This window comes from Corynebacterium sp. TAE3-ERU2, assembly GCF_019209955.1.
Taxonomy (GTDB): Bacteria; Actinomycetota; Actinomycetes; order Mycobacteriales; family Mycobacteriaceae; genus Corynebacterium; species Corynebacterium megadyptis.
Genome location: NZ_JAHUTL010000002.1, coordinates 35149 through 59634, shown reverse-complemented (window position 1 = coordinate 59634; position 24486 = coordinate 35149). Strand labels below are relative to the sequence as shown.

Genomic DNA, 24486 nt, shown 5'->3' with positions numbered 1-24486 from the left:
TGCTGGGGGCACGTAGGGGAGAACCCTAGGTGGCGGCACCTATGGTTTAAGCTAAATTTCCGAGGAAAAATCAGTCAAGGTCTGGAGTTGTCTGTGCGGCACATCGTGGTCATTCCCTCCTCCCCAGCATTGATCGAGGGGGTCTCTCCCCATGATGAGGGATCAGCGCGCCTGCGCCAGGCGGCCCGCAGCATCCTGGACACGCGCGCCGCCGCTGTCGATAGCATCGCTGTGGTGCGCTCGGCGGCCGCAGAATGCCGCACCGAGCTCACCGGTTCGCTCAGCGCCTGGGCGCCTGGGGTGGAGCTGCCGCGCGCCCAGGGCGGACACCTCTTAGGCGAGATCATCGCCCGCCTCCTGCTGGGGGAGCAAGAACAGAAGATCACTGCCTGTGCCGAGGAGATAGAGGCGCTTGTCGACGCCGAGCTGGTGATCGTGCTCGCCGATGGCCCCGTGACATTGACCGAGCGGGCCCCCGGCGGCTTCCACCCCGAGGCCGAGGATGCCCAAAGCTATGTGCGTGAGCTGCTTCGCGGCGATGCCCCCGAGCAGTGGCACTACTCTGCTCTCTCTGAAGCTGGGGTGCTCGATCCGCGGCCCTGGAGGCAGTTGTGGACGCTGCGTGAGCAGGCCACGGTGCAGCAGCTACTCGCAGAAGACACCACCGGCGGGGTAGGCCGCTTCGTGGCGCAGTGGGAGATGGCCGCATGAGCCAGTGCACCCCCCTCGCCATTGTTGGCCCCACCGCCTCCGGCAAGTCGAGTCTCGGTATCGCCCTGGCCCAGCAGCTCGGCGGCGAGGTGGTCAATATCGACTCCATGCAGCTCTACCGCGGAATGGATATAGGAACCGCCAAGCTCAGCCCAGCAGAGCGCGGCGGAATCACCCATCACCTGCTCGATATCTGGGATGTCACCCACACCGCCTCGGTGGCCGAATACGGCGAGATCGCGCGCGGGGTGGTGGAGAATCTCCGGAGTTCCGGAACAGTCCCGGTCTTGGTGGGTGGCTCCATGATGTATGTGCAATCGGTGGTGGATCAGTGGGAGTTTCCGCCCACCGACCCGCAGGTGCGGGCCCGCTATATGGCGCTGCAAGAAGAGATCGGCCCTGCCGGCATGCATGAGCGGCTGCGCGCCGTGGATCCCGCGGCAGCGGAGATCATCGAAGAGAATGACCCGCGGCGCAATGTACGTGCCCTTGAAGTCATCGAGCTGACCGGCAAGCCCTATGCCGCCTCCCAGCCGCCGAAGGACAATCCGCCGCGGTGGGGCACGCACCTTCTGGGGCTAGCGGTCGATATGGACTGGCTGGGCCCGCGTATCGAGCAGCGCACCCACGAGATGTTTGACCACGGCTTCATTGAGGAGGTCCGCAGCCTCCGCGAGCGCGGGCTTATTGCCGGCTCGACGGCCGGGCGGGCGATCGGCTACGCCCAGGTCTTGGCGCATCTGCGCGGAGAGATCACTGCCGAGCAGGCCTATGAAGACACGGTGCGCGCCACCCGCCGCTATGTGCGCCGCCAGCGCTCGTGGTTTAAACGCGACCCGCGTATCACCTGGATCGACGCCGCAGACAATCCGCTCGAGCAGGCACAAGCGCTGCTGCGCCAGTGGGGATATATTGACGGCGAAGACCCAGTGGAGGAGTAAGGATTAGCTGTAGTCGTGGCCGAGACGAAGTGCGGCGCGCCGGGCGCTTTGATAGCGCTCCTCGAGCGCGGCAGCACGACGATCGGTGATCGCCAGCAAAGACTCCAGTTGCGGGATCGTATCGTGGGTTTCCAGCTTGGAGTTCAGGCGATTAAGGAAGCGCTTGGCCGTGGAGTACTCGTGGTGGAACTCTTCAATATCCGGGTCAGTGCAATCGGGATCGGCCAGCGCCGGCCGTTGCAAGGTGCGATCGGCAATGGAATCGGTGTCCGTGCCGGTGAGGAAGCGCTCATACTCGCTGATGGTGTCTTGAATATCCTCTGCGGAATAGCGGATGGAGGAGACCACGGCGGCCGTCTCCTTGCTATCGGGGCGATTGCGCAGGGTGTACCACACCACGCCGGAGACCAGCAGCACCAAGATGATGCCTTCGAAGCGCAGGAAGACGATGAGGGCGACACAACACACCAGCAGTATGTAGTGGGTCCAGTCGAGGGACGGCCAATGGTTTCGCACTGCGCTCCTTTCTGTCCTCGCGGCGGCGAGTTGCTCACTAGATGATGGGGGACATGGGGGCAACGAGTCGTGCTCAAGAATTGTTCCCCACCTGTGCCCAGCGGGCTAGTGGCTGCCGCAGCCTCCCGAGCCGCAACCGCAACCGCCGCCGGAGCCGCAGCCGCCGCCACTGGGGGCAAGGATGGATGCGGTCAGAGACACCCGCCCGGCAATCACCGTGCCCGAGGCGGGCAGATCAGAATCGGCGGGCAGGCATAGATCCATTGGGAAGGGAGAGGAGACGCGCACATAAATGAAGCGCTGCCCGGTCAGGGCATTGGTGCGGTACTCCGAGTGGGAGACCTGGAAGGCGATCTGGGCGGCCGAGTCGGGCGGGGTCGAGCCATCTCCGGAGGCGATGATCTCGGCGCCGTGCGAGAGGACCGTGCCGAGCTTCAGCCCAGTGCTGGAGGCGATATAGCTATCGGGGTCGCTAAAACCGGCCAAAGAAATACCCAGAGCGGTAATGGACAGCTCTTGGAATCGCTGCTGGCCTTCCTCTACGAGCAGCGGCCCTTGGGCGATATTGGCGGTGAGGGTGGTGATGGTCTCGTCGTGATCGTCGAGCACCTCGATCTGGCCGAGTACGTCATTGACCATGGTGACATGACCGCGCGCCACGAGCGGGGAGAGGAATCCCGCATAGGTAGAGAAGGGCTCGGCGGCCAGAATGTTGATCTGGGCGCCGGAGGCGTCGGTGAACTGCACAAGCTGGCCATCGCCGACCTCGCCGGTGACGGCGAGCTGGTTGGAGGAGATAGCGGCCTCTACTGCGTCCTGCCACTCGGGGAAGTCCATGCCGATACTTTTAAGGTCACTGGTCATGAGACTCATGGTAGGCAAGGACACAACGAGATAAAAATACAGCCCACGGTATTTTCCCTAGATAATCCGTGGATTTCTGTGGTAATAGCCACAGCCCAGTATGACCTGCGTTTTTCCCTCTCAGCGGGTGGGGTAGAAGCGCTCGATGTGGCGGGGGCACCCACGGGGTCGCGCGCGGCGGCGGAAAGCCGCGGGAGGGGTGTGAGGGCCGCGACAGCGCGCATCGAGTGTGGTCCATCAATGCTGGGCAGGTGAGGCATTACTCACTGAGAGTATTCTCATACTCGGCCAGCATAGCCTTGGCTTGTCGCGCGGCGTTAGGATTAGATAGTTCACCCTTTGAAACTGATAAGAGGTCATCCATGATTGCAATTCTCGCCGAGATGGAGAAAGGTCAGCGCGGCCGCCTCGATGGCATCGATCACGATAACGTCAGCCCCGAGTGCTACCGCCGGTTTTCCCAGCTCGGATTCCGTGAAGGCTGCTCGATTGAGATCACTCACCACACAGCCGGCGGCGGCGTTGTTGTCCGCGTCGGCTCCTCCCGCTATGCGCTTGATGCCCATACCGCGCGAGCAATGCGTCTGCAGGTCTAATACGCCCAGCCTTAGCTGATATCTGCGTTGTCGCCCCCGTGCCTGCGCCACCATGCGTGGCCGTACACGATGTGGCGCCGCATCATCCTGCGCTCCGCCAGAGCATATCCCCGACGGAGTGTTCCGTTCACCCCATAATTTGAAGAAAAGAGGCCAGCCCGTGGCTTCACCATCGTCTTGTCACTGCTCTACCCACGGCGTCGCCGCCCCCGAGGGAACCCCTGTGGTGGCCCTCGTCGGATCCCCCAACGCCGGCAAGTCCACCCTGCTCAACGCCCTCACCGGCACCAAAGCCCGCACCGGTAACTGGCCGGGCACCACGGTAGAAACCTCGCGTGTGCTGTGGAAGCACAATGGACATACCTTCGATCTCATCGATTTCCCCGGTGCCTATTCCTTGGATCCCGTCAGCCCCGATGAGCAACTCACCGCCGATGTGCTCATCGACGGCCCCGATGAGGAGAAGCCCGACTGTGTGATCGCCGTGGTGGATGCCTCCAACTTGGCCCGCAGCTTGTACATGATCTCCCAGCTGGCCGAGCAGCCCCTGCGGGTTGTGGTGGCCCTGAGTAAAAACGATATGGCTGCCGCCAAGGGCGTGCCGGTGGATGCCCGCGCCCTGTCCGCGGCACTGGGCATGCCGGTAATCGACGTGGACCCACGGCGCATGAAGAATGTTGAGGCCCTGCCGCAGGCGGTGGAATTGGAGCTCAACACGCCGAAGACACAGCGTCGACAAGCGCCCGCGGATGAGTTCGACGCCGCCGATGAACGCTTCGCTTATATCGACGCGGCCGTCCAGGCGGCGGTGAATAACGAGGGCGAGCACGGCCCCAGCATGTCCGAGAAGATCGATGCCGTGGCGCTGAACCGCTGGGCGGGGCTGCTCGTGTTCCTCGGAGTGATGTGGCTGGTCTTCCAGATCACCACCACCGTGGCGGTGCCGCTGCAAGACGCCCTCGATAACCTCTTCAGCGGGCCGGTGAGCGATGGTGCTCGATCCCTGCTCGGCGCGGTGGGACTTGGCGGGGGAGTGATCGAGGCCCTGCTGGTTGATGGCATCATTGCCGGTGTGGGCATGGTGCTCACCTTCGCTCCGCTGATGGCGTTGATGTTTATCTGCTTGGCCGTGTTGGAAGACTCCGGTTATATGGCCCGTGCGGCCGTGGTGACCGATCGCGTCATGCGCACCATCGGCCTGCCCGGCACCGCCTTCATCCCACTGATTGTGGGCTATGGCTGCAATGTTCCGGCGATCTCGGCCACGCGCGTGCTACCCAACCCGCGCCAGCGCCTGCTCACCGCACTGCTGATTCCTTTCACCTCCTGCTCGGCGCGCCTGACGGTATATGTGATGCTCGCGGCGACCTTCTTCCCGCAGCATGCGGGCACGACGGTATTTGCCATGTACCTCATCTCAATCGTGCTGATTGTGTGCACCGGTTTATTGATGCGCGGCACCCTGTGGCGCAATATGCCCTCGGATCCGCTCGTGATCGATCTGCCCGACTACCAGGTGCCCCGGCTGCGGCTGACCCTGGCCTCGGCCTGGGTACGCTTGCGCGGCTTCTTGCACACCGCCGGCACGATTATCGTCGCCACCGTCACCGTGGTGTTCCTGCTGCAATCCATCCCCGTCACCGACGAGTATTCCTTTGCCGATGAGAACCTCAGCCCCCGCGAAAGCGTCTACGGCCAGGTCTCTGAGACGATCGCGCCGATATTCGAGCCGGCCGGTTTCGGCTCCTGGTCCATCACCGGCACCCTGATTACCGGATTCGTGGCCAAGGAAGCCGTGATCGCCTCTTGGGCGCAAACCTATGCGCTCGACGATGTCACCGATGACACCCCCACAGAACAGGCATCCTCGCCGCTGGCGAAGGCCGTCCGCGGCGACTTCGAGAAAACCTCCGGCGGCCATACTCTCGCCGCAGTCTGGGCGTTTATGATTTTCATCCTCGCCTATACCCCGTGTGTGGCCACGCTGGCCGCACAGCGCAGAGAAATCGGCCTGAAGTGGACTGTGGTGGGCATCTGCTTCCAGCTACTGACCGCGTGGGTATTAGCCGTCGCCGTCTTCCAGGTGCTCAGGCTCATCCTCTAAACCCACTGCCCAGCTAGGCCCTATCAATCATTGCCGCGCCTGCACGATGCGTATGAACGCGCATCGTGTGGCCAGCACCATTCGCTGCAAGGCGAGCGGCGCGGCACCATCTCGGCCCCGCGATACTTCGCCCGGCCAGTCCTTTCCTCTCCTATCTCAAGGCAGTGACATTGTCATGACCGCACCATCGTCGACGACCCCCTCCGAAGCCAGCACTGATTCCACCGCACCGGTACGCCCGCTCAGCGCCATCCGCAGTGCCATCCTGCACGGCAGCAGCACCATCGGCAGTATTTCCGCTGCCACCGGCTTGAGCGCCTCCGTTATTCGCGCCGGCCTCGAACAGCTCGAAAGAATGAACCTGCTCACCCGGAAACTCCAAGTATCGGCGTGTTCCACCTCTCGCTCCTGTGCGAGCTGCACCGCCCATGGCTCCTGCGAGGTCCCCACCCAAGGTGAGAGCAAGGGAGGAATCGTCACCCTCAGCCTCAGCCCGCTGCCACCGCGTGACTAAGACGTCGATAAGCGGCGGCAGGGAAGGGCGCAGTGCCCACCGTGGGCAGACAAGGGCGCCCGTGAGAAGGAATGTCGCAGGTGAGACGCGCACTACTGTAGTATCGCGGATACGATGACAGATTCTCATGATGAACTTATGACTGAGGCATTCCGCGATCACCGGCCCACCGTGGTGCCGGAGGAACGCGACGCCGGTCGAGACCACACCGGACTCATTTCTGCCAAACCCGCCGAGGCCCCCACCACCGAGGCCCCCACCACCGGTGAGCTTGACCTCGAGGAGCGCGGCCGCTTCCGCCACATCACCCGCGACACCCAGATCCGCCGCACCGAGCGCGATGACGGCTATGACGTGGAGTACCGCAAGCTCCGCCTCGAGCGCGTCATCCTCGTCGGCGTATGGACCGAGGGCACCAGCGCCGAAATCGAGGCCACCCTCGCCGAGCTGCAAGCCCTGGCCGAAACCGCCGGCTCGGAGGTCGTCGAGGTGCTCTACCAAAAGCGAGATAAACCGGACCCAGGAACCTATATCGGCGCCGGCAAGGTTACCGAGCTGCGCCACCTCGTGGAGGCCACCGACGCCGACACCGTGGTCTGCGATGGCGAACTCAGCCCGGGCCAGATGATCGCCCTCGAGAAGGCCCTGGACGTCAAGGTCGTCGACCGCACCATGCTCATTCTCGATATCTTCGCCCAACACGCGAAGTCCAATGAGGGTAAGGCGCAGGTGGCGCTCGCCCAGATGGAATACCTCATCACCCGCGTCCGCGGTTGGGGTGGGGCGCTGTCCCGCCAGGCCGGCGGTCGCGCCGGGTCGAATGGTGGCGTTGGCCTGCGCGGCCCAGGTGAGACCAAGATTGAGGCGGACCGTCGCCGCCTGCGCTCGGATATGGCCAAGCTGCGCAAGGAGATCGCGGGGATGAAGACCTCCCGCGATATCAAGCGCGCCCGCCGCCAGCGCTCGACCACCCCGCAAATCGCCATCGCCGGCTATACCAATGCCGGCAAGTCCTCGCTGATCAATGCCCTCACCGGCGCCGGTGTGCTGGTGGAGGATGCGCTGTTCGCCACTCTGGACCCCACCACCCGGCGCGCCGAGCTCGCCGATGGTCGCAGCGTGATCTTCACCGACACGGTCGGTTTCGTTCGGCATCTGCCCACCCACTTGGTGGAGGCGTTTCGCTCCACACTGGAGGAGATCCTCGAGGCCGATCTGCTGCTGCACGTGGTTGATGGCTCTGATCCCTTCCCGCTGAAGCAGATCGAGGCCGTGAATGAGGTGATCACCGATATCGTGCGTGAGCAAGACACCCAGGCCCCGCCGGAGATCATTGTGGTGAACAAGATCGACCAGGCAGATCCGCTGGTGCTCGCCGAGGCCAAGGCCATGCTGGATGATTGCGTGTTCGTCTCCGCCCACACGGGCGAGGGAATCCCGGAGCTGCAGGCCCGCATCGAGCTATTCCTCAATAGCCTCGACGCGCATGTGGAGATGCTCATTCCCTTCACCGATGGTGATGTGGTGGCGCGGCTGCACGATCAGGCCACCGTCTTAGGCGAGGAGTATGGCGAGGAGGGGACCACCATGGATGTGCGTTTGCCCCGCCAGCTGGCCGCGGAGCTCGCCCGCTACGTGGTGCACACGCACTAGGGCACAAGCGCTTATCGACGCCACCTCGCCGGATCAGCCAGCGCCACCGCCAAGGATGGGCCCTTAAGGGCAGCGTCTAGGCGGAGGCGCTCTCTGCTGCGCAGGCTGGGCGTTATAGAGTGGGGGTTTGTGAACAATCCCGCGAAATCTCAAGACACCTCGTCCCGCTCGAGCGAGAGTGCCGGCCGCGGCGGAACGGGGCCGTTGGGCCTCGGCTGGTCGGTGCATGGCGATGGCAAAAGGATCCTGCCCGGTGCTGTGGTGGCCCCCGAGGAGCGACTGAGCTGGTCGCGCACCATCGGTATTGGCATGCAGCATGTGATCGCCATGTTCGGCGCGACCCTGCTGGTGCCCACCCTCACCGGCTTCCCCGTGAACACCACGTTGTTGTTCTCAGGGTTGGGCACGATGCTCTTCTTGCTCATCACCCGCAACCGGCTGCCCTCGTATTTGGGCAGCTCTTTTGCCTTCATCGCGCCGCTGAGCGCCACCCAAGGCTCGGGTATCGGCACCCAAATCGGTGGTGTGCTCGTTGCCGGCCTCACCCTGGTTGTGGTGGGTGTGATCGTGAAAGCCGCTGGCAAGCAGGTGATTGACGCGGTGATGCCGCCGGCGGTGACCGGCGCCATTGTGGCACTGATCGGGCTAAATCTCGCCCCCACGGCGGCCGGAAACTTCCAAACCCAGCCGCTTGTGGCCACGGTGACGCTGCTGGTGATTCTCGGTGCCACGGTGGCTGGGCGCGGTATGGTCTCCCGCTTGGGCATCCTCATTGGTGTGCTGGTGGGGTGGATCTTCGCCGCGCTGACCGGCAACCTGCCCGAGGGCGCTGTGGACACTATCGACGCCGCCCCGTGGGTGGGTCTGCCGACCTTCCATAGCCCGCACTTCGAGCTCAGCGCGATTCTGGTGACCCTGCCGGTGGTGATTGTGCTGATCGCGGAGAATGTGGGCCACGTCAAAGCCGTGTCCGAAATGACGGGCCGCGATATGGATGATCTGGCAGGCGATGCGCTCATGGCCGATGGTATGGCCACCATGCTCGCGGGTGGTTTTGGCGGTTCCGGCACCACCACCTATGCGGAGAATATCGGCGTTATGGCCGCCACCAAGGTCTATTCCACCGCCGCCTATTGGGTCGCTGCCTTCACCGCGGTGGCGCTGGCCTTCATCCCGAAGTTCGGGGCGCTAATTTTCACCATTCCTGTCGGCGTCTTGGGTGGCGCCACCTTGGTGCTCTATGGCTTGATCGGCATGCTGGGAGTGCGGATCTGGCAGGACAATCGCGTCAATTTCAATAACCCCGTCAATCTCATGGCCGCGGCCGTGGCGCTGGTCGCCGGCATCGGCAATCTCACCTTGTCTATTGGCTCGATCTCGCTGGAAGGTATCGCCTGGGGTTCTGCAGGGATCATCGTGTTCTATCCCGTGATGATGAAGCTCTACCGCAGCCTCGGTGAGGGGCGCTACGCCCCGGCGGAGCGCCGCTCATAGTCCGCATAGCTGCGCCAAAGACAACTGCCGCCCACCATGTGGTGGGCGGCAGTAAATGTATCTGCGTGAGCGAAGAATTACTCGGCGTCGAGATCCTTCTCGATCAGAGCAGCGATCTTCTCCACAGCCTCGGCGTTGTCGGAGGTGACAACAACCTCATCGCCCTTCTCGGCGCCGAGGGCCATGATCATCAGGGAGGAGGCGGCGTCGGTGTCCTCGTCGTCGTCACCAACGAGGTTGAGGAAGATGTCCTCATCGAATTCGCCGGCAGCCTCGGCGATGATGGTGGCGGGGCGGGCGTGGAGGCCGACAGCGGAGCCGACAGTCACGGTCTTAGAAGCCATAATGGATAATGTCCTTTCTATAAAAGGGTGTCTACGCTAGCCCCACTTTGAAGCAGGGGGCCTTAATAGTTCTCACCCAAGGATAGTCACATCCGTGGATAAAAGCAGCTTGCGTAACACCCGAGGTGGGATGTTTCAGTAGAGATGCCGCAGCTTAAACCTGCGCTGTGGCATTTCTCTCGTGACCAGAGCCCGCGCCGGTGGTGCCGTGCGGCGCCGAGCGGGATCTGATCAGAGTCTTGGTAGCGATCACGCACACGGTGCTTACTGTTACTCCGGCGAGCAGAGAGACGAGAAAGCCGGTCATTGGCGTGATGGCGAAAAGTACGAAGATGCCGCCATGTGGGGCGTGGGAGGCCACGCCGAGGCCCATGGACAGCGCCCCGGTGACCGCACCGCCGGCCATCATCGAGGGGATTACGCGCAGCGGATCGGCGGCGGCGAAGGGGATCGCCCCTTCGGAGATGAAGCTCAACCCCAGCACCCACGCCGACTTGCCGTTGTCTACCTCGGCCGTGCTAAACGCGGAGGCGCGCAGCCACGTGGCCAGTGAGAGCGCAAGCGGCGGGACCATGCCTGCCGCCATCACCGCGCCCATGATGTGCAGCGAGGCTTGATCGCCGGTGGAGAGCCCAGCGGTGGCGAAAAGATAGGCCGCTTTGTTCACTGGGCCACCCAGATCGACGCACATCATCACCCCGAGCACGATGCCGAGCAGCACTGCGGAGGATTCGGACATGCCTGCCAAGCCCTGGCGAAGCCCCGTCATGACCGCTTCGAGGGGACGTGCTAGCAGCAGGAACATCACCAGCCCGACACTGAGGGTGCTCAGCAGTGGAATGATCACCACCGGCATGAGCGAGCGCAGCACCTGCGGTACTCGCCAGCTGGCGATCCATGCGCTCACCGCGCCGGCAATCAGCCCAGTGATTAGCCCGCCGATGAATCCGGCGCCCACCGCCACGGATATCGCGCCGCCCACAAAACCAGGGGCAATACCGGGGCGATCGGCGAGCGCATAGGCGATATAGCCGGAGAGCGCGGCGACGATGAAGCTCATCGCGGCCTGCCCTGTGGCGATAAGCACGGCCCCGATGTAGACGGCGAGCGCGGGCCGGTCGAAGGAGACGGCAGCGCCAGTCTGGCTCATGAACTCCGCCGGAGGCAGAGTGCTGAGCGAGTATTGGGCGAGGATGCTTTGCCAGTAGCTGGAGGTCTCCACCCCGCCCACCAGATAACCGAGGGCCAGCAGCAGACCGCCGGCGGCGACGAAGGGGATCATATAGGACACCCCGGTCATCACTGCCTGCTGCATGCGCATGGGCCAGCCGACCTGCCCGGCACGGCGTGCGGCGGGGGCGGCGGGAGCGGATGTAGCCACGGTGGGTGCCGCGGGGTTATCCGCCGCAGCAAGCGCCTCATCCAGCAGCGCCGCCGGCTCGTTGATTGCTCGCTTCACCCCAGACTCGACCACGGGTGTGGCGGCGAAGCGCTGGCGGTCGTGTATTCCTACATCGCTGGCAAAGATCACGGCATCGGCTGCGGCGATCACTGCCGGATCGAGTGGCTCGAGCCAAGAGGAGCCTTGGGCCTCTACCTGCAGGTCCACATCCGCGCGCTCTGCGCCGGCGGCTTTGAGAGCATCGGCGGCCATATAGGTATGCGCGATTCCGGTGGGGCAGGCGGTGACCGCCACGATGCGGCGGATCCGCGGCTGCGGGGAGGAGGTGGTACTGCGCGCCCGGCGCCTGGTGGTGGCGAGCGCAGCAGTGACCGCATGCACCACGTCCTCGCGGGAGCTGGCGTCGCGAAGCGTGGTGCGGAAATCCTGCTGCACCAACGCCCGCGCTAATCGCGAGAGGATACGCATGTGTTCGGCGTTGCCGTCCTCCGGTGCGGCGATGAGGAAAATGAGATCGGCGTCGCCATCGGGGCCGGAAAAATCCACGGGACGGCTCAGCCGCGCGAAGGCCACGGTGGGCACAGTGACGGTGGAGCTGCGGCAGTGGGGGATAGCGACGCGGCCGGCGACACCCGTGCCGGCGGAGCTCTCGCGGGCGAGCGCAGCGTCGGCCAGCGCCGCGGCGGAACTCGCCCGACCAGCGTCGGCAATGCGCGTGGCCAATGCGGAAATGACATCCGCGGGCCGCGCCCCTAAGTCAACGTCCACAGAGACCACGGACTCGGTGATGATGGAGTCTGTCATGAAGCGGTGTGTCCTCGCTCTACGGTGCGCTTTATAGCTTGTCGACGTCCACCCGGATGGCTGCGGCCTCCGCGGCGCTCGGAATCATCGTGCCCGGCTTGAGAGTCGCTGCGGTGCCATAGGACACCGCCAACTTCAGGGCATGGCAGGGGCTATCGCCGCGGGTACGGGCCATGGCATAGCCGGCAAGGGTGCAGTCGCCGGCCCCGACCGTGGAGACAGGGGTGATCGCCTCGCTCCGGGCCACCCAGGAGCCTTCTGCAGTGGTCAGTACCGCCCCGGCCGCGCCGAGAGTGGTGATGCAGGTGCCCAGACCCCGGGCGATGAGATGGCTGGCAGCCTCGGCCACCGGTGCGTAGTCGCCCGCCTGGGCGCTGGCCTCAAGCTGGGTGCCAGAGACACCCACAATCTGCCCCAGCTCCATACCATTGGGCTTCAACACATCAAGTTGGAGCGATTCCAGCTGCGGTGCGAGGGCACGCAGCGGGTCATCGGAGGTGTCAATTGCGAGCGGAAGCTGCGGGACAGCGTCGTGAAGCGTGCGGGCCACGGTGCAATAGAAATCCACGTCCACACCGCGGGGCAGGGAACCGGCCAGCACCATGTAATCGGCGTTGGCCGCATGCTCGACGAGCGTAGACAAGGCGGCATCCACATCGAGCGGGCTGAGCACGGGGCCGGGGCCGTTGAGCTTGGTGGTCTCCCCGGCACTATCGGTGATGGTGATATTCGTGCGCACCGTGCCCGAGGAGGGAGTGGCCTCGAAGGGAATGGGGGTTTCCTGCATGACCATAAGAAAAGGATCGGTGGCGCGGGCAGGTAAGACGGCGAGGGTATCCTCGCCGGCGAGGGCGCAGGCATGGGCCACATTGATTCCCTTGCCGCCAGCGAAATCGATAGTTTCGCTCAAACGCTGCACAGAGCCGGGGCTGAGCGGCTCCTCGAGCGACAGCGTGCGATCCAGGCTCGGGTTGGGGGTGAATGTGACGATCACGGGTGCACGACCTCTATTCCGTGGGCTTCTAAGGTGTCTCTGTAGTGGCTGTCGACGTTTTCATCGGTGACCACATAGTCCACATCGTTCATATCGGCGAAGGTAACCATGTAGTCCTGCCCGAATTTCGACGAGTCACACAGCGCAATCACTGTGGAAGCATTCTGCACCATCATTCTTTTGATCGCTGCCTCAGAGGGGTCGGGGGTAGACAACCCATGAGCCTCGCTGAGGCCGTTCGTGCCCATAATGGCGATATCAGCGCGCAAGGCGGAGATGGTATCCACAGCCTGCTCCCCAATGACCGAGCGGGTGAAGGCGCGCATCGTGCCGCCCACCAGATTCACCCCGGGCACCCCAGCGGCGGCCAAAGTGATGCCGATGGACAAGGAATTGGTCACAATCGTCCACGACTGCTCGCTATAACGCTCAGCCATCACGCTGGCGAGGGTATTTGTCGAGGTCCCAGCGTCCATGAAAATGGCCGCGGGGCCATCCGGGATGAGAGTGGCCGCGAGCTCACCGATGGTGCGCTTTTCGCGGGAACGCTCAAGCTCCGCAGCCGCATAGGAACGCCGCGACTGCTGCCCAGACTGATGCACCACGGCGCCGCCATGGACCCGCTGCAATAATCCAGCATTCTCCAGTTGTTTGAGATCCCGACGAATCGTTTCTGGGGTGACATTAAAACGGGTCGCCAGCTCGGCCACCGAGGAGTGGCCCTGCGTGTTCGTCAGCGAGGAAATCTCTCCTCTGCGCTGATGGACAGAAAGCATATGTGTCAGCCCTTAGTGATCGTGTGGTCAGGGGCGAGGACGCACAGTCGGAACGCGATAGCAGTGTCGGTGTGGGAAACACCACATCTGCCGCCGTGTCCTCGTGGACGGTGCAGTCCGGCGGGGCCACAATGCACAGGTGACGGGCCCTACACCCCTTCTCGGGAGGGGACGTCCTGAGAATGTTGTTCAATGTATCTGTTTACGCCCATTTATGTGGGTTTGTCAAAAGTGTGATGTTGGATTCTGTTCCATTTTTTGCCGCTCGGACATCGTGGGCGTGCTATATTGGGTCCCTAGGCTCCGAACACAATGCTCCCGTCATAGTGACCGGCATCAATCGGCGCGACAGACTATCAACCTATCGCCGTCTCGCGGTGAGGTGTGAGCAGCATAACACTGCACGTGGCATCCCTTACCTAGGATGGACAGCGCAGATAGTAACCAAACCGTCACACGACGCCCATATAAGAAAGGTGTCCCCGCCTCATGACTGATACCTCCCAGGCCACCACATACAAGGGAACCGGCGTTGTGCCGGGCGTATGCTACGCCGAGGCCGTGTGGATTCGTCCACGCCCCGCTCTGCCCACCTCGGGTCCCGTTATTGAAGAGGACCAGCGCGACGCCGAGTTCGAGCGCTTCCAGACTGCTGCCGCCACCGTGGCGGAACGTCTCGAGAACCGTTCGGCCGATGCGGTCGATCACGCCAAGGAAATTCTGAAAGCCACCGCCGGCATGGTGCGGGATAAGGGCTGGCAGAAGACCGTGCGCAAAGCCATCCGTGGCGGCCACCCGGCCGAGTACGCCGTGGTGACTGCCACCAATAAGTTCATCACCATGTTCGAGACCGCCGGCGGCGTGATGGCCGAGCGCGTGACCGACCTTCGTGATATCCGCGACCGCGTGATCGCCGAGCTGCGCGGCGAGGAAGAGCCCGGCCTGCCGGCCGTGAACAAGGAAGTCGTGCTTTTTGCCGATGACCTCTCCCCGGCGGATACTGCGGCTCTCGACACCACCTACTTCACCGCCCTGGTTACCGAGCTGGGCGGTCCCACCAGCCACACCGCTATTCTGGCCCGCCAGCTGGGCGTGCCCTGTATCGTCGCCGCAGGCACGGGCATCCATGAGATCGAATCCGGCACTGAGGTGCTCGTCGATGGCGCCATGGGCACCGTGTCCACCCACGCCGATCCGGAGTTTGCCGCCGCCGAGGTACGCAAGTCCCGGGAGATGGCCGAGCGCGTCGCCCGCTGGCGTGGCCCCGCCCAGACTATGGATGGCCACCGCGTGCAGCTCTTGGCCAATGTCCAAGATGGCAACGCCGCCCGCGTCGCCGCCCAAACCCCGGCCGAGGGCATTGGCCTCTTCCGCACCGAGATGTGCTTCTTGTCCGCCACCTCCGAGCCCTCCGTCGAGGAGCAGGCAGAGGTGTATAAGAAGGTGCTGTCGGTGTTCCCCTCCAACAAGGTTGTGGTGCGCTCTCTCGACGCCGGCTCGGATAAGCCGGTGGCCTTCGCCAATATGGCAGAGGAAGAAAACCCAGCGCTTGGTGTGCGTGGTCTCCGCATCGCCCGCGCAAATGAGGACCTGCTCACGCGCCAGCTCGACGCCATCGCCCTGGCCAGCGAGAGCTTGGGCCGCGATGAAGCCGCTCCCACTTGGGTGATGGCGCCGATGGTGGCCACCGCCCGCGAGGCCAAGTGGTTCGCCGGCTTGTGCCGCGAGCGCAACCTTATTCCCGGCGCCATGATCGAGGTTCCGGCCGCTGCCTTGATGGCGGATAAGCTCATGCCGCATCTGGACTTCGTCTCTATCGGCACCAATGACCTCACGCAGTACACCATGGCCGCCGATCGCATGTCGCCGCAGCTGGCCTATCTCACCGATCCGTGGCAGCCTGCGGTACTGCGCCTGATCGAGCGCACCTGCGAGCAGGGCAAGGAAACGAACACCGCCGTGGGCGTGTGTGGCGAGGCCGCTGCCGACCCGGCACTGGCGTGTGTGCTCACCGGCCTTGGCGTTAATTCGCTCTCGGCTGCCGCCACCGCCATTGCCGGCGTTGGCGCCCAGCTGGCGCATGTCACTCTCGAGGAGTGCCAGCACGCCGCTGCCGTGGCACTGGACTCCGCCGGTGCCACCGAGGCCAAGGGCGCAGTGCGCGAACTGCTCGGCCTTTAAGCCTTCGCGGCCTTGACGCACCGCGCCGGCGACTACCTGATCATCTCTCGTAGTCGCCGGCGCGGTGTTGGTGTGTATGGGGTATCTCGAGCGTAGGGGCGCAGCCCTAGAGCGGGATGATCTCCACTTGGTCGCAGCGGGCGCCGTCCTTGGTGGGCATGAACGAGTGCAGACTATCGCCCTCGGCGGCGCCGAAGGCCACAGCGAGCCGTAGCTGCTCGGCGCAGGGCGCATCCTCGCACACCCCGAGCTGGAAACCGGCGACGAGGCTATCGCGCCACGGGATAGACATATAGCCCGGCGTGCCGGTGTAGCGCCCGAGCGCGCTCATAGATTCCGTGAGCAGCAGGCTGTGGCGGCGATCAATACCAATGAGGAGGGTGTGGATGCCGGCGTCGAGCAATGGTTGGCAGGTGCGAGCCAGCTCCGAAGCGCTGGACTCCGGCTCCGCCAGGATGCGGGAGCGCAGCTCCTCGACGTCGCTGCGCGCCCAGGTGGCGATGTCTTCGAGGTGACACATCACGGAATGCGGGGCAATCGTGCCCACTTGGCGCAGCACGGCCTGCAGTGCCGGCCCCGTCGAGGCGATCGAGACCTTCTTGTTGGGGTGGTAGAGGCACAGGCTACGCAGCACATCCGAATACCAGCCGTGGGTGGCCACAATGGGCAGCGGGCCGGTAAGCAGCACCGATTGATGATGCTCGGCTGCGGCAACCGTCTTATCCCGCAGCATGGCCAGCTGGTGGCTATCGAGCGGCATCGGCGGATCCCGGAACTCGGTGGTGGTGAGATCCGATTCGATCACGGCAGAGTGCATGGGAATCGGGCCAGGCACCTCGATGTAGTCATGGGCCAGACCCATCTCAGTGATCAGGCGCATATAGTGGCTGATCTGTGGGGCTGGGAAGAGAGCTTGGGCGGACTGGCCTGCCAAATACAGGGCATAGGCAACGTTGGTGCCGGTACCGCCGGCGGTGATGCCCACATCGTTGAAGTGGTTGACCTCGCCGGGAGCAATGGGGGAGGAGATCCGTGCCGCGCGCTGGAGCACGGGGGTGGGGGTGACGCAGAGAATCATTGGGCGCACACCACATGAACGCCGCGTTCGCGCAGATTATCCACGAAGGTCTGCGGTGCGCCCGCATCGGTAATGAGCACATCAATATCGGTGATCGAGGCGAAGCTCACCAAATAATCACTGCCCAGTTTGGTGGAGTCGCACAGCACAACGACCTTGCGGGCATTGGTGATCATGGCGCGTTTCACCGCGGCCTCCTGGGAGTCCGCCGTGGAGAGGCCGTGATCGAGCGTTAAGGCATTGGTGCCGATGAAGGCTACGTCGGCACGCATCAGCGCGAGGGTGCGTAGTGCGGTATCGCCGACGACTGCCTGGGTAATGGCGCGAACGGAGCCGCCGAGAAGCTGCACCTCATCCAAACCATTGCTGGCCAAGTGCATCGCATGCGCGAGGCAGTTCGTCACGATCGACCAGGCGCGGGCATTGGGGTGTTCGGAAATGAGCTCGCACAGGGCGGAAATAGAGGTACCGGCGTCGAGGAACATGCCGCCCGAGCGATCGGGGAGAAACTCCATGGCGGCACGCGCGATGGCGGATTTGGCGCCGGAGGCAGAGCGGGAACGGGCATCCACGCTGAACTCGGCGGTCTGGAAGCTTTGGCTCGCCACCGCGCCGCCATGTACTCGGTGCACGGTGCCCTCGGAGTCAAGGACGGCGAGATCGCGGCGAATGGTCTCAGCGGTGACACCAAACTTGGTGGCCAACTCCGTGACATTCACGCGGCCTTCGATCGATGTCAGGGAGGCAATTTGTCTCCGGCGTTCTTCGGCGTACATCGGTGTCCACTTCTCCTCAGTTAGAACAAACGCGTCCGCATACAGCCGCGCTCGCGCCAACAGCTGGGGCAGACCATATACAGATAATCACCCACTGTGCGGGGCACCAACGGCGACGCTGTGGCACACAGTCGGGGCATCGGGCGAGGCTGCGTGTGTGAAAATAAAAGTTCGCGGCCTGCACTATGTGGGTTTGTTATCGAATTATGTAGATCCATTTTCGCACGATCGGGCGGGAACCTAGAAAGAATCGGGCCAAATTCCACACATGGGTGTGGCATTGCTCCGCATTGTGTCCGTCCTCCGCCCCCGTAGGGTGCGCCATCGCTGCGGGCACAGATGGATGTGCTGCTGTGATGAGCTGCGGTGACACCGGCATCTAGCGTGCAGCCGCAGAGTGTGATGTCCGATGTTGTTACTTTGGCAACAGCGGCGCCTGGTGCACAGTAAAAGCCCCACGAATGAGGGTAATTCTCTGTTCGTGGGGTGTGAGTATGTGGTCTTAGGCGCTAGCGAGGCATGGATTGTGTCCCGTTTATCGGCGCTGAGGTGGCCATATGCTGTCCGTTCTGTGGGGATTGAGCCACTTAGAGCTTGCGCATCACCGATACGACTTTGCCGAGGATCTCTGCCTCATCGCCCTTGATCCAGTCGAACTCCATATTGTGCGGGACCAGCCAGACGCCGCTGCGATCCTTATGGAACTCTTTGACCGTTGCTTCGCCATCGATCATGGCTGCTACAAACTCGCCGATCTCGGCTACGGGCTGGGAGCGGACAACCACCCAGTCGCCGTTGAGGATGCCGGCGTCTTTCATAGACTCGCCAACGACCTGGAGCATAAAGAGCTCACCATCGCCGACGATGTCCTGCGGTAGGGGGTAGTAGCTTTCGACGTTCTGCTCGGCAAGAATCGGCGACCCTGCGGCGATGGATCCCACAACCGGAATATAGGTGGTGCTCGACGTGCTTTCCGGGACTTCATCGGCCGGGGAGGGCTTCTGGCTGCGCTTGGACTTCGGGCCGGGGCGCTTTGCCGATTCCGGTAGATGGCGAACATCGACGGCGCGCGGTTTATTGGGATCGCGCCGCAAAAAGCCTTTCTTCTCCAGCTCCTTGAGTTGATAGGCCACGGAGGAGGTGGACTGCAGTCCGGCGGCATCGCCAATTTCACGAATGCTCGGCGGATAGCCGCGGAGAACAACGGCATCCCGAATCACTTCGAGAATGCGCCGCTGCCGCTCGGAGAGGGCGCTGTAGTCAGGTTCGGAGGGGGTGCGGGCCATGAGGAGTCCTTCGAAAGTTGTCTGGCGATGAGCGAGCAGGTGCGGAGCACGACAAGGGCCGATATGGCCCACTGTGCGCTACGGCCCGAAAGGGGCGTGGCGTTCGAACACGCCCAATCGAACATTTTTCTCTTCAAATCATACGGCTGTTCGCCCAGCAGAGCAAGCATGACTGCGGTGTTCGATTGCACTTGCGCGCTATCGAACACACTGTCTATAGTCGAACATGTGAGTGAAGGATTGTTTCGAACGTCCGGCGCTCTTCCTACAGTGGCCCCTAGTGATGTACTCGCTCAGTGAAAGGACTTCTCATGACTCTCTCCCTTAACCCCGTATCTGCACCTCGTAGCGCTCGTGGTGTGGGCTCTTCCTACCCGCAGTCCTCTCCGGCGGTGGTGTCTCCGGCCGCCACCTGGAGCGGTGTGCAACGCCGAGAGCTCTCCCGCTCGGCGTGTGGTGTTCGAACGCTTTCTCATTCAGATAGAACACCACGGCGATCGCCTGGGGTGGGTGGTGCTGGCCACGGGGTGTATGATGCGTCGTTTTCTCGGCTCGCCGGGGATGCGTGTGATCGTTCGAATGGCTGCTCCGCTGGTGTAGCTCATTCCTCCCACGGTGCCCCGTGGCGTGCCGTGCTGAAGCAAGCGCTCGTGTCCACCTGTGTGGGTGTGCTCTTGGCTGGTGGTTTCCATGCCGCGATGAGCACCCAAGACGGCCAGGCTCCGTACACCCCGCCGAACCTGGTTACCCAGACGGCGAGTGTGCACTAGTACAGCAGGCGCGAGTGAGGCTGGAGCGGTGTCCCCATCTCGGTAGCTGCTCTCGGAGCCGGGTCGCGCTTCGCTAGACTGGCGTGTCAGATAGCGGTGTTGAGGTGAGGTTCTCAGAGCCGCTGTGTCGGCGGTGTATGCCGGCACCTGATCGGATTGGATTATTGAGGATTCGCCACCATGCACTGTCCCTTTTGCCAGAACCAGAGCTCGCGCGTGATCGACTCCCGCGTGATTGATGCCGGATCGGCCATCCGCCGCCGCCGTGAATGCTCCGAATGCGGCGGCCGTTTCACCACCATCGAAAAGGCCATGCTGTTGGTACTCAAGCGCAATGGCGTCTCCGAACCCTTTAGCCGCGAGAAGGTGATCACCGGTGTGCGCCGCGCCTGCCAGGGCCGAGACGTCTCTGATGACGCACTCAAGCGGCTGGCCCAAGAGGTGGAGGAGACCGTGCGTAGCCACGGCAGCTCACAAGTCAATGCCAATGACATTGGCTTGGCCATCCTCGAGCCTTTGCGCGAACTCGATGAGGTCGCCTATCTGCGCTTCGCCTCCGTCTATCGCTCCTTTAGCAGTGCCGATGACTTCGAGGCAGAAATTCGCAAGATGCGTCGCGTCGCGAAGAAATCCGACTCCTTCTAGCTCGCCCTCACCACGGACAGTAGCCCGCCCAGCGCACTATCAGCGCAGGCGGGCAATCGCTTTGTCGATGCGCTTGGCCGAAACCGGGCCAGAGGTGCCGAGCCGCTGGGCAAAAAGCGAGACCCGAAACTCTTGAATCATCCACCGAATATCTTTGACCTCGCGGGTGCGGGCCCGCGTATCCGGTAGCGAGTTGAGCTTGTTCTCTAGGGTGTCTTCCACGGCCTCAACCTCATCGAGCAAGTCGAAATCGCGGTCGGGGTCGCGTTCCATATCATCGAGCCGAATTCGCATAGCCGCCAGATAGCGGGGGAGATGCCGGAGATGCTCGATACCGTGTTTGGCCACCGCTCCCTGCGGTAGCAAAAACTCCAGCTGCTTTTTCATATCCGCAATGGCGTCGCCCGTCCACTGCTCGAGCTCGCTAGCCAGATAGGAATAGTCCACCAAGCCCGGGGCAAGCGCCACGATGATGGAACGCACCCGTCCAGGAACCTCTGGGCTCACCGCCTCGCTAAGGGCCTCGAACTCCTCGGGGGTGCGTACCGGTCCGCCGTGGGCGAGCATGAGATCACGAATGGCGGTCACCCGTGCATCCTCAATCAAGCCCGCAGCCTTGCCGTGCGGATAGTTCTCCACGGCAACGCGCTGCTTGAGGGGCAAACCATTGAGTATCTGGCGTTGATTTACAGAAATAGAGCGCATCAGCAGCGTCAATTGCGCGGTGAGCATCGCCGCATCGGCGGCCTCCTTGGTGGGCATAGCCTCCACCACCAGGCCGCCATCTTTAATCACCAGCGCCGGATAGGTGGTAAAGCTCTGCCCATCCACCCGGGTGTCGTGCGTTTCCGCGATCTCACCAATCGAGTCTTTATCCCAGCTGTGCACGGGAGCGGCAGCACGGGAGTGGGCGCGCTTGCGCACCGAGGACTGAATCCGGCCGGCCTGACGCTTCTTCAACGCCTCCAGATCCTTATCGTGATCCACGATCTTTCCCCGCTTATCGATGGCGGCGAAGGTCATGCGCAGATGCGGATCCAGTTTCTCGAAGGAGAAATCGCCGGGATTAATCCCGGTGGCGCCGAGCTTGTTCAGCCCCTCGGCCAGCTGCTGGGTCACGGTAGAGGTATAGGGCACCAGGCTGGGCAGTACCCTTTCGGCGAAGGTGGGTGCGGGGACGACGCTGCGGCGGAGATGCTTCGGCAAGCTACGCAAAAGCTCGGTGATGAGCTCGGAGCGCAGGCCGGGTACCAGCCACGCGAACTCGGCGGCCTCGACGCCGGCGAGTACGGGGATGGGGATACGCACGGTCACGCCGTCGAACTCGGAGCCCGGCTCGAACTCGTAGCTGAGGTCGAATACCAGCGAGCCCTGCTGCCATTTATCGGGGAAGGCCTCCTCGGCCACATCCTCGGCGTCGGGGTTGACCAGCTTGGCCGGATCGAAATCCAAATAGTCGGCGGCGTCGCGCCGCTTGCGCTTCCACCAGCCATCGAAACTCGGGCCCGTGGTCACATCCTCGGGCAGACGCTCATCATAGAAGCGGAAGAGAGTGTCCTCGTCCACCACGATGTCGCGGCGGCGGGCCTTCGCCTCGAGATGGGAGGCCTCGTCGAGCTTGGCGGCATTCGAGTGGAAGAACTCGTGATGGGTGTTCCAGTCGCCCTCGATGAGGGCGTGGCGGATAAACATATCCCGCGCCGCGGCCCGATCGACCGTGTGATAGGCCGTGAGCCGGTCAACCACCACGGGCACACCCCACAGCGTGGAGCGCTGATAGACCATCGCGGCGGCCCGCTTCGAGGACCAATGCGGTTCAGAATACTGATGGCGCAGGAGATCTTTGGCTAGCTTTTCCACCCAACGCGGATCGATCTCCGCCACGGTGCGCCCCCATAGCCGGGAGGTCTCCACCAGCTCAGCGGCCATCACATAGGCCGGTTGCTTTTTCGCCACATGCGAGCCAGGGAAAATCCGAAAGCGGGTGGTGCGGGTGCCCAGATACTCCTTGGTTTTCTCCTCGCGCACACCGATATGCGAGAGCAAACCGGCGAGCATACTCATGTGAATACCCGTGACATCGCGATGCTCTGTGTCCTTATTTCGGGCGATGACTTCCTCGGCGGTGGCCTGCGGCTCGGTGGGGGCGTCGTGGCGCTTCCAGCCCAGCTGGCGAGCCACCTGCTCCAGCTGGCGCACCAGATCCCACCACTCGCGGATACGCATATAGTGCAGATACTCGCTCTGCATTTTCTTGCGGAACTTATTGCCCGAGAGCTCCGCCCGCGAAGCCTGGATATAGTCCCACAGGTTGAGCAGGCTGAGAAAATCACTGCTCGTGTCCTTGAAGCGGGCGTGGGCCTGATCGGCTTGGGCCTGCTTCTCGAGGGGCCGTTCCCGCACGTCCTGAATAGTCAGTGCGGCCGTGAGCACCATGACATCGCGGGCGACGCCGCGCTCATTGCCCGCAATAAGCATGCGTGCCAAGCGGGGATCCAAGGGGATCCGCGCCAGCTGCCGGCCGATGGGGGTGAGGATCGGGTTGCCGTCCTTTTCCCCCTGCTCGAGCGCCCCGAGCTCGTGCAGCAGCATCAAACCATCGCGAATCGCCTTGTACTCCGGTGCTTGCACGAAGGGAAACTCCGTGATCGCGCCCAGCCTTAACGACGCCATCTGCAAGATGACGCTGGCGAGGTTGGTACGCAATATCTCCGGGTCAGTGAACTCGGGGCGGGAGAGGAAATTCTGCTCCGAGTAGAGTCGGATCGCAATACCCTCAGCGACACGGCCACAGCGGCCCGAACGCTGGCGAGCGCTTGCCTGAGAGATCTCCTCGATGGGAAGCCGCTGCACCTTGGTGCGGGTGGAATAGCGAGAAATACGGGCCGTGCCGGTGTCGATCACATAGTGAATACCGGGCACGGTGAGGGAGGTCTCGGCGATATTGGTGGCAAGAACGATGCGTCGTCCCGCATGCGGGGAGAACACGCGATGCTGCTCGGCATTCGAAAGTCGGCCGAAGAGGGGAGTGACCTCCAGGCCGCGATAGCGCTTGGCCTCGATGGCCTCCATGGCGTCGCGGATATCGCGCTCGGAGGGAAAGAAACACAGGATATCGCCCGGTCCCTCCTGCATTAATTCCTCAATCGCCTCGAGCAATCCATCGAGGGGATCAATATCGATGGTTTTCTCGCCCTGGGTGATCTCCAGGGGCCGATAGCGGATCTCCACCGGGTAGGTGCGCCCCGAGACCTCAATGATGGGGGCAGGAGTGGACTCACCACCAAAGTGCGTGGCGAAACGCTCGGGGTCGATCGTGGCGGAGGTGATAATCACCTTCAAATCCGGGCGCTTCGGGAGCAGGCGTTTGAGATAGCCGAGCAGAAAGTCGATATTCAGCGAGCGCTCATGGGCCTCATCGATGATGATCGTGTCATAGGCGTTGAGATAGCGGTCGCGCTGCATCTCGGCCAGCAGGATACCGTCGGTCATCAGCTTGACCGCAGTGGTCTCCGAGACGCGATCATCGAAGCGGATGGCATAGCCAATCGAGTCGCCAATCTGTTGATCGAGTTCGGAGGCGATACGCTCAGCCACGGTGCGCGCCGCCAAACGCCGCGGCTGGGTATGGCCGATGAGCCCGCGCCGACCCCGGCCGAGCTCGAGACACATCTTCGGGATCTGGGTGGTTTTACCCGAACCGGTTTCACCCGCGATGATCACCACCTGGTGATCGCGGATGGCCTCCTTGATGTCCTCGCGCCGGGCAGAGACGGGCAGGCTCTCGGGATAGTTCAGCGCCGGTACTCGCTCATCGATGGCGAGCACAGAGAGCTCGGCAGAGTCGATATCGGCGGCAATCGCGTTCAACGCTCGTGGGGAGCGGGCCTTGCGCAGTCGCCGCCGGAAAGAGCGCTCGGCGGCAAGCGATACGTTCTCAAGCCGCGCGAGCAGCTCCTTCTTACTCGGCGCGGAGGACGATGCTGCAGGGGATCCGTGTTCAGAGCGAGGCATAAGAACTTAGATTCTAGCCACTA

General features: G+C 63.1%; 20 protein-coding genes. 10 read left to right on the top strand and 10 right to left on the bottom strand.

Annotation, left to right across the window (positions count from 1 at the left end; translation table 11 throughout):
- Positions 1–87: 87 nt before the first annotated feature.
- Entirely contained in the window at positions 88–711 is a 624-nt protein-coding gene (locus KRX12_RS03225) for a hypothetical protein (protein WP_218365736.1), read from the top strand.
- A complete protein-coding gene (gene miaA, locus KRX12_RS03220) occupies positions 708–1652 on the top strand; it encodes a tRNA (adenosine(37)-N6)-dimethylallyltransferase MiaA (protein WP_218363409.1) in 945 nt (314 codons plus the stop codon). The genes KRX12_RS03225 and miaA overlap by 4 nt, the downstream gene beginning before the upstream one ends.
- A 3-nt stretch (positions 1653–1655) precedes the next feature.
- On the opposite strand, the gene KRX12_RS03215 is transcribed toward miaA, so the two are convergent.
- Positions 1656–2168, bottom strand: a complete 513-nt coding sequence (locus tag KRX12_RS03215; protein ID WP_151528596.1) for a hypothetical protein — start codon at positions 2166–2168, stop codon at positions 1656–1658.
- Positions 2169–2273: 105 nt separating this feature from the next.
- Positions 2274–3032, bottom strand: coding sequence for a hypothetical protein (locus KRX12_RS03210; RefSeq protein WP_218365735.1), 759 nt, complete (start codon positions 3030–3032; stop codon positions 2274–2276).
- 362 nt (positions 3033–3394) lie between these two features.
- Between KRX12_RS03210 and KRX12_RS03205 the strand changes: the two genes are divergently transcribed.
- The 5 genes from KRX12_RS03205 to KRX12_RS03185 all read left to right on the top strand — a co-directional run bounded on the left by KRX12_RS03205 (position 3395) and on the right by KRX12_RS03185 (position 9393).
- The gene (locus KRX12_RS03205; RefSeq protein ID WP_151528598.1) at positions 3395–3628 is read left to right on the top strand and encodes a ferrous iron transport protein A; all 234 of its coding nucleotides are present in this window, start codon (positions 3395–3397) and stop codon (positions 3626–3628) included.
- Between the two features lie 223 nt (positions 3629–3851).
- Entirely contained in the window at positions 3852–5732 is a 1881-nt protein-coding gene (gene feoB, locus KRX12_RS03200) for a ferrous iron transport protein B (RefSeq protein ID WP_218363663.1), read from the top strand.
- A 175-nt stretch (positions 5733–5907) separates the two neighbouring features.
- Positions 5908–6246 (top strand): hypothetical protein, encoded by a 339-nt coding sequence (locus KRX12_RS03195; protein ID WP_218365733.1) that lies wholly within the window; start codon positions 5908–5910, stop codon positions 6244–6246.
- A gap of 114 nt (positions 6247–6360) precedes the next feature.
- Positions 6361–7899: a GTPase HflX gene (hflX, locus tag KRX12_RS03190; RefSeq protein ID WP_218365732.1), complete on the top strand. Its 1539-nt coding sequence runs from the start codon at positions 6361–6363 to the stop codon at positions 7897–7899.
- Positions 7900–8103: 204 nt separating this feature from the next.
- Positions 8104–9393, top strand: coding sequence for a uracil-xanthine permease family protein (locus KRX12_RS03185; RefSeq protein ID WP_218365908.1), 1290 nt, complete (start codon positions 8104–8106; stop codon positions 9391–9393).
- 77 nt (positions 9394–9470) lie between these two features.
- Here KRX12_RS03185 and KRX12_RS03180 read toward each other — a convergent pair whose 3' ends face one another.
- The 4 genes from KRX12_RS03180 to KRX12_RS03165 all read right to left on the bottom strand — a co-directional run bounded on the left by KRX12_RS03180 (position 9471) and on the right by KRX12_RS03165 (position 13713).
- Positions 9471–9737: an HPr family phosphocarrier protein gene (locus tag KRX12_RS03180; RefSeq protein WP_151528602.1), complete on the bottom strand. Its 267-nt coding sequence runs from the start codon at positions 9735–9737 to the stop codon at positions 9471–9473.
- A gap of 154 nt (positions 9738–9891) precedes the next feature.
- Entirely contained in the window at positions 9892–11943 is a 2052-nt protein-coding gene (locus tag KRX12_RS03175; protein WP_218365731.1) for a fructose-specific PTS transporter subunit EIIC, read from the bottom strand.
- Between the two features lie 31 nt (positions 11944–11974).
- Positions 11975–12937 (bottom strand): 1-phosphofructokinase family hexose kinase, encoded by a 963-nt coding sequence (locus KRX12_RS03170; RefSeq protein WP_218365730.1) that lies wholly within the window; start codon positions 12935–12937, stop codon positions 11975–11977.
- Positions 12934–13713, bottom strand: a complete 780-nt coding sequence (locus tag KRX12_RS03165; protein WP_218363403.1) for a DeoR/GlpR family DNA-binding transcription regulator — start codon at positions 13711–13713, stop codon at positions 12934–12936. The genes KRX12_RS03170 and KRX12_RS03165 overlap by 4 nt, the downstream gene beginning before the upstream one ends.
- A 489-nt stretch (positions 13714–14202) precedes the next feature.
- On the opposite strand from KRX12_RS03165, the gene ptsP reads away from it, so the two are divergent.
- Entirely contained in the window at positions 14203–15894 is a 1692-nt protein-coding gene (gene ptsP / locus KRX12_RS03160; protein WP_218365729.1) for a phosphoenolpyruvate--protein phosphotransferase, read from the top strand.
- A 106-nt stretch (positions 15895–16000) separates the two neighbouring features.
- Here ptsP and KRX12_RS03155 read toward each other — a convergent pair whose 3' ends face one another.
- The 3 genes from KRX12_RS03155 to lexA all read right to left on the bottom strand — a co-directional run bounded on the left by KRX12_RS03155 (position 16001) and on the right by lexA (position 19034).
- Positions 16001–16972, bottom strand: coding sequence for a 1-phosphofructokinase family hexose kinase (locus tag KRX12_RS03155; protein WP_218365728.1), 972 nt, complete (start codon positions 16970–16972; stop codon positions 16001–16003).
- Positions 16969–17748 (bottom strand): DeoR/GlpR family DNA-binding transcription regulator, encoded by a 780-nt coding sequence (locus KRX12_RS03150; protein ID WP_218363400.1) that lies wholly within the window; start codon positions 17746–17748, stop codon positions 16969–16971. The genes KRX12_RS03155 and KRX12_RS03150 overlap by 4 nt, the downstream gene beginning before the upstream one ends.
- A 587-nt stretch (positions 17749–18335) precedes the next feature.
- A complete protein-coding gene (lexA, locus tag KRX12_RS03145) occupies positions 18336–19034 on the bottom strand; it encodes a transcriptional repressor LexA (RefSeq protein WP_218363399.1) in 699 nt (232 codons plus the stop codon).
- A 632-nt stretch (positions 19035–19666) separates the two neighbouring features.
- Here lexA and KRX12_RS03140 point away from each other — a divergent pair.
- Entirely contained in the window at positions 19667–19804 is a 138-nt protein-coding gene (locus tag KRX12_RS03140) for a hypothetical protein (RefSeq protein WP_218363398.1), read from the top strand.
- A gap of 180 nt (positions 19805–19984) precedes the next feature.
- The gene (nrdR, locus tag KRX12_RS03135) at positions 19985–20449 is read left to right on the top strand and encodes a transcriptional regulator NrdR (RefSeq protein WP_151548723.1); all 465 of its coding nucleotides are present in this window, start codon (positions 19985–19987) and stop codon (positions 20447–20449) included.
- Between the two features lie 39 nt (positions 20450–20488).
- Here nrdR and hrpA read toward each other — a convergent pair whose 3' ends face one another.
- The gene (gene hrpA / locus KRX12_RS03130) at positions 20489–24463 is read right to left on the bottom strand and encodes an ATP-dependent RNA helicase HrpA (RefSeq protein ID WP_218365727.1); all 3975 of its coding nucleotides are present in this window, start codon (positions 24461–24463) and stop codon (positions 20489–20491) included.
- Positions 24464–24486: the final 23 nt, after the last annotated feature.

Coding starts and splice junctions, on each gene's coding strand:
- miaA (WP_218363409.1), top strand. CDS start 708: ATGAGCCAGTGCACCCCCCTCGCCATTGTTGGCCCCACCGCCTCCGGC.
- KRX12_RS03210 (WP_218365735.1), bottom strand. CDS start 3,032: ATGACCAGTGACCTTAAAAGTATCGGCATGGACTTCCCCGAGTGGCAG.
- KRX12_RS03205 (WP_151528598.1), top strand. CDS start 3,395: ATGATTGCAATTCTCGCCGAGATGGAGAAAGGTCAGCGCGGCCGCCTC.
- KRX12_RS03195 (WP_218365733.1), top strand. CDS start 5,908: ATGACCGCACCATCGTCGACGACCCCCTCCGAAGCCAGCACTGATTCC.
- hflX (WP_218365732.1), top strand. CDS start 6,361: ATGACAGATTCTCATGATGAACTTATGACTGAGGCATTCCGCGATCAC.
- KRX12_RS03180 (WP_151528602.1), bottom strand. CDS start 9,737: ATGGCTTCTAAGACCGTGACTGTCGGCTCCGCTGTCGGCCTCCACGCC.
- KRX12_RS03175 (WP_218365731.1), bottom strand. CDS start 11,943: ATGACAGACTCCATCATCACCGAGTCCGTGGTCTCTGTGGACGTTGAC.
- KRX12_RS03165 (WP_218363403.1), bottom strand. CDS start 13,713: ATGCTTTCTGTCCATCAGCGCAGAGGAGAGATTTCCTCGCTGACGAAC.
- ptsP (WP_218365729.1), top strand. CDS start 14,203: ATGACTGATACCTCCCAGGCCACCACATACAAGGGAACCGGCGTTGTG.
- KRX12_RS03155 (WP_218365728.1), bottom strand. CDS start 16,972: ATGATTCTCTGCGTCACCCCCACCCCCGTGCTCCAGCGCGCGGCACGG.
- KRX12_RS03150 (WP_218363400.1), bottom strand. CDS start 17,748: ATGTACGCCGAAGAACGCCGGAGACAAATTGCCTCCCTGACATCGATC.
- lexA (WP_218363399.1), bottom strand. CDS start 19,034: ATGGCCCGCACCCCCTCCGAACCTGACTACAGCGCCCTCTCCGAGCGG.
- nrdR (WP_151548723.1), top strand. CDS start 19,985: ATGCACTGTCCCTTTTGCCAGAACCAGAGCTCGCGCGTGATCGACTCC.
- hrpA (WP_218365727.1), bottom strand. CDS start 24,463: ATGCCTCGCTCTGAACACGGATCCCCTGCAGCATCGTCCTCCGCGCCG.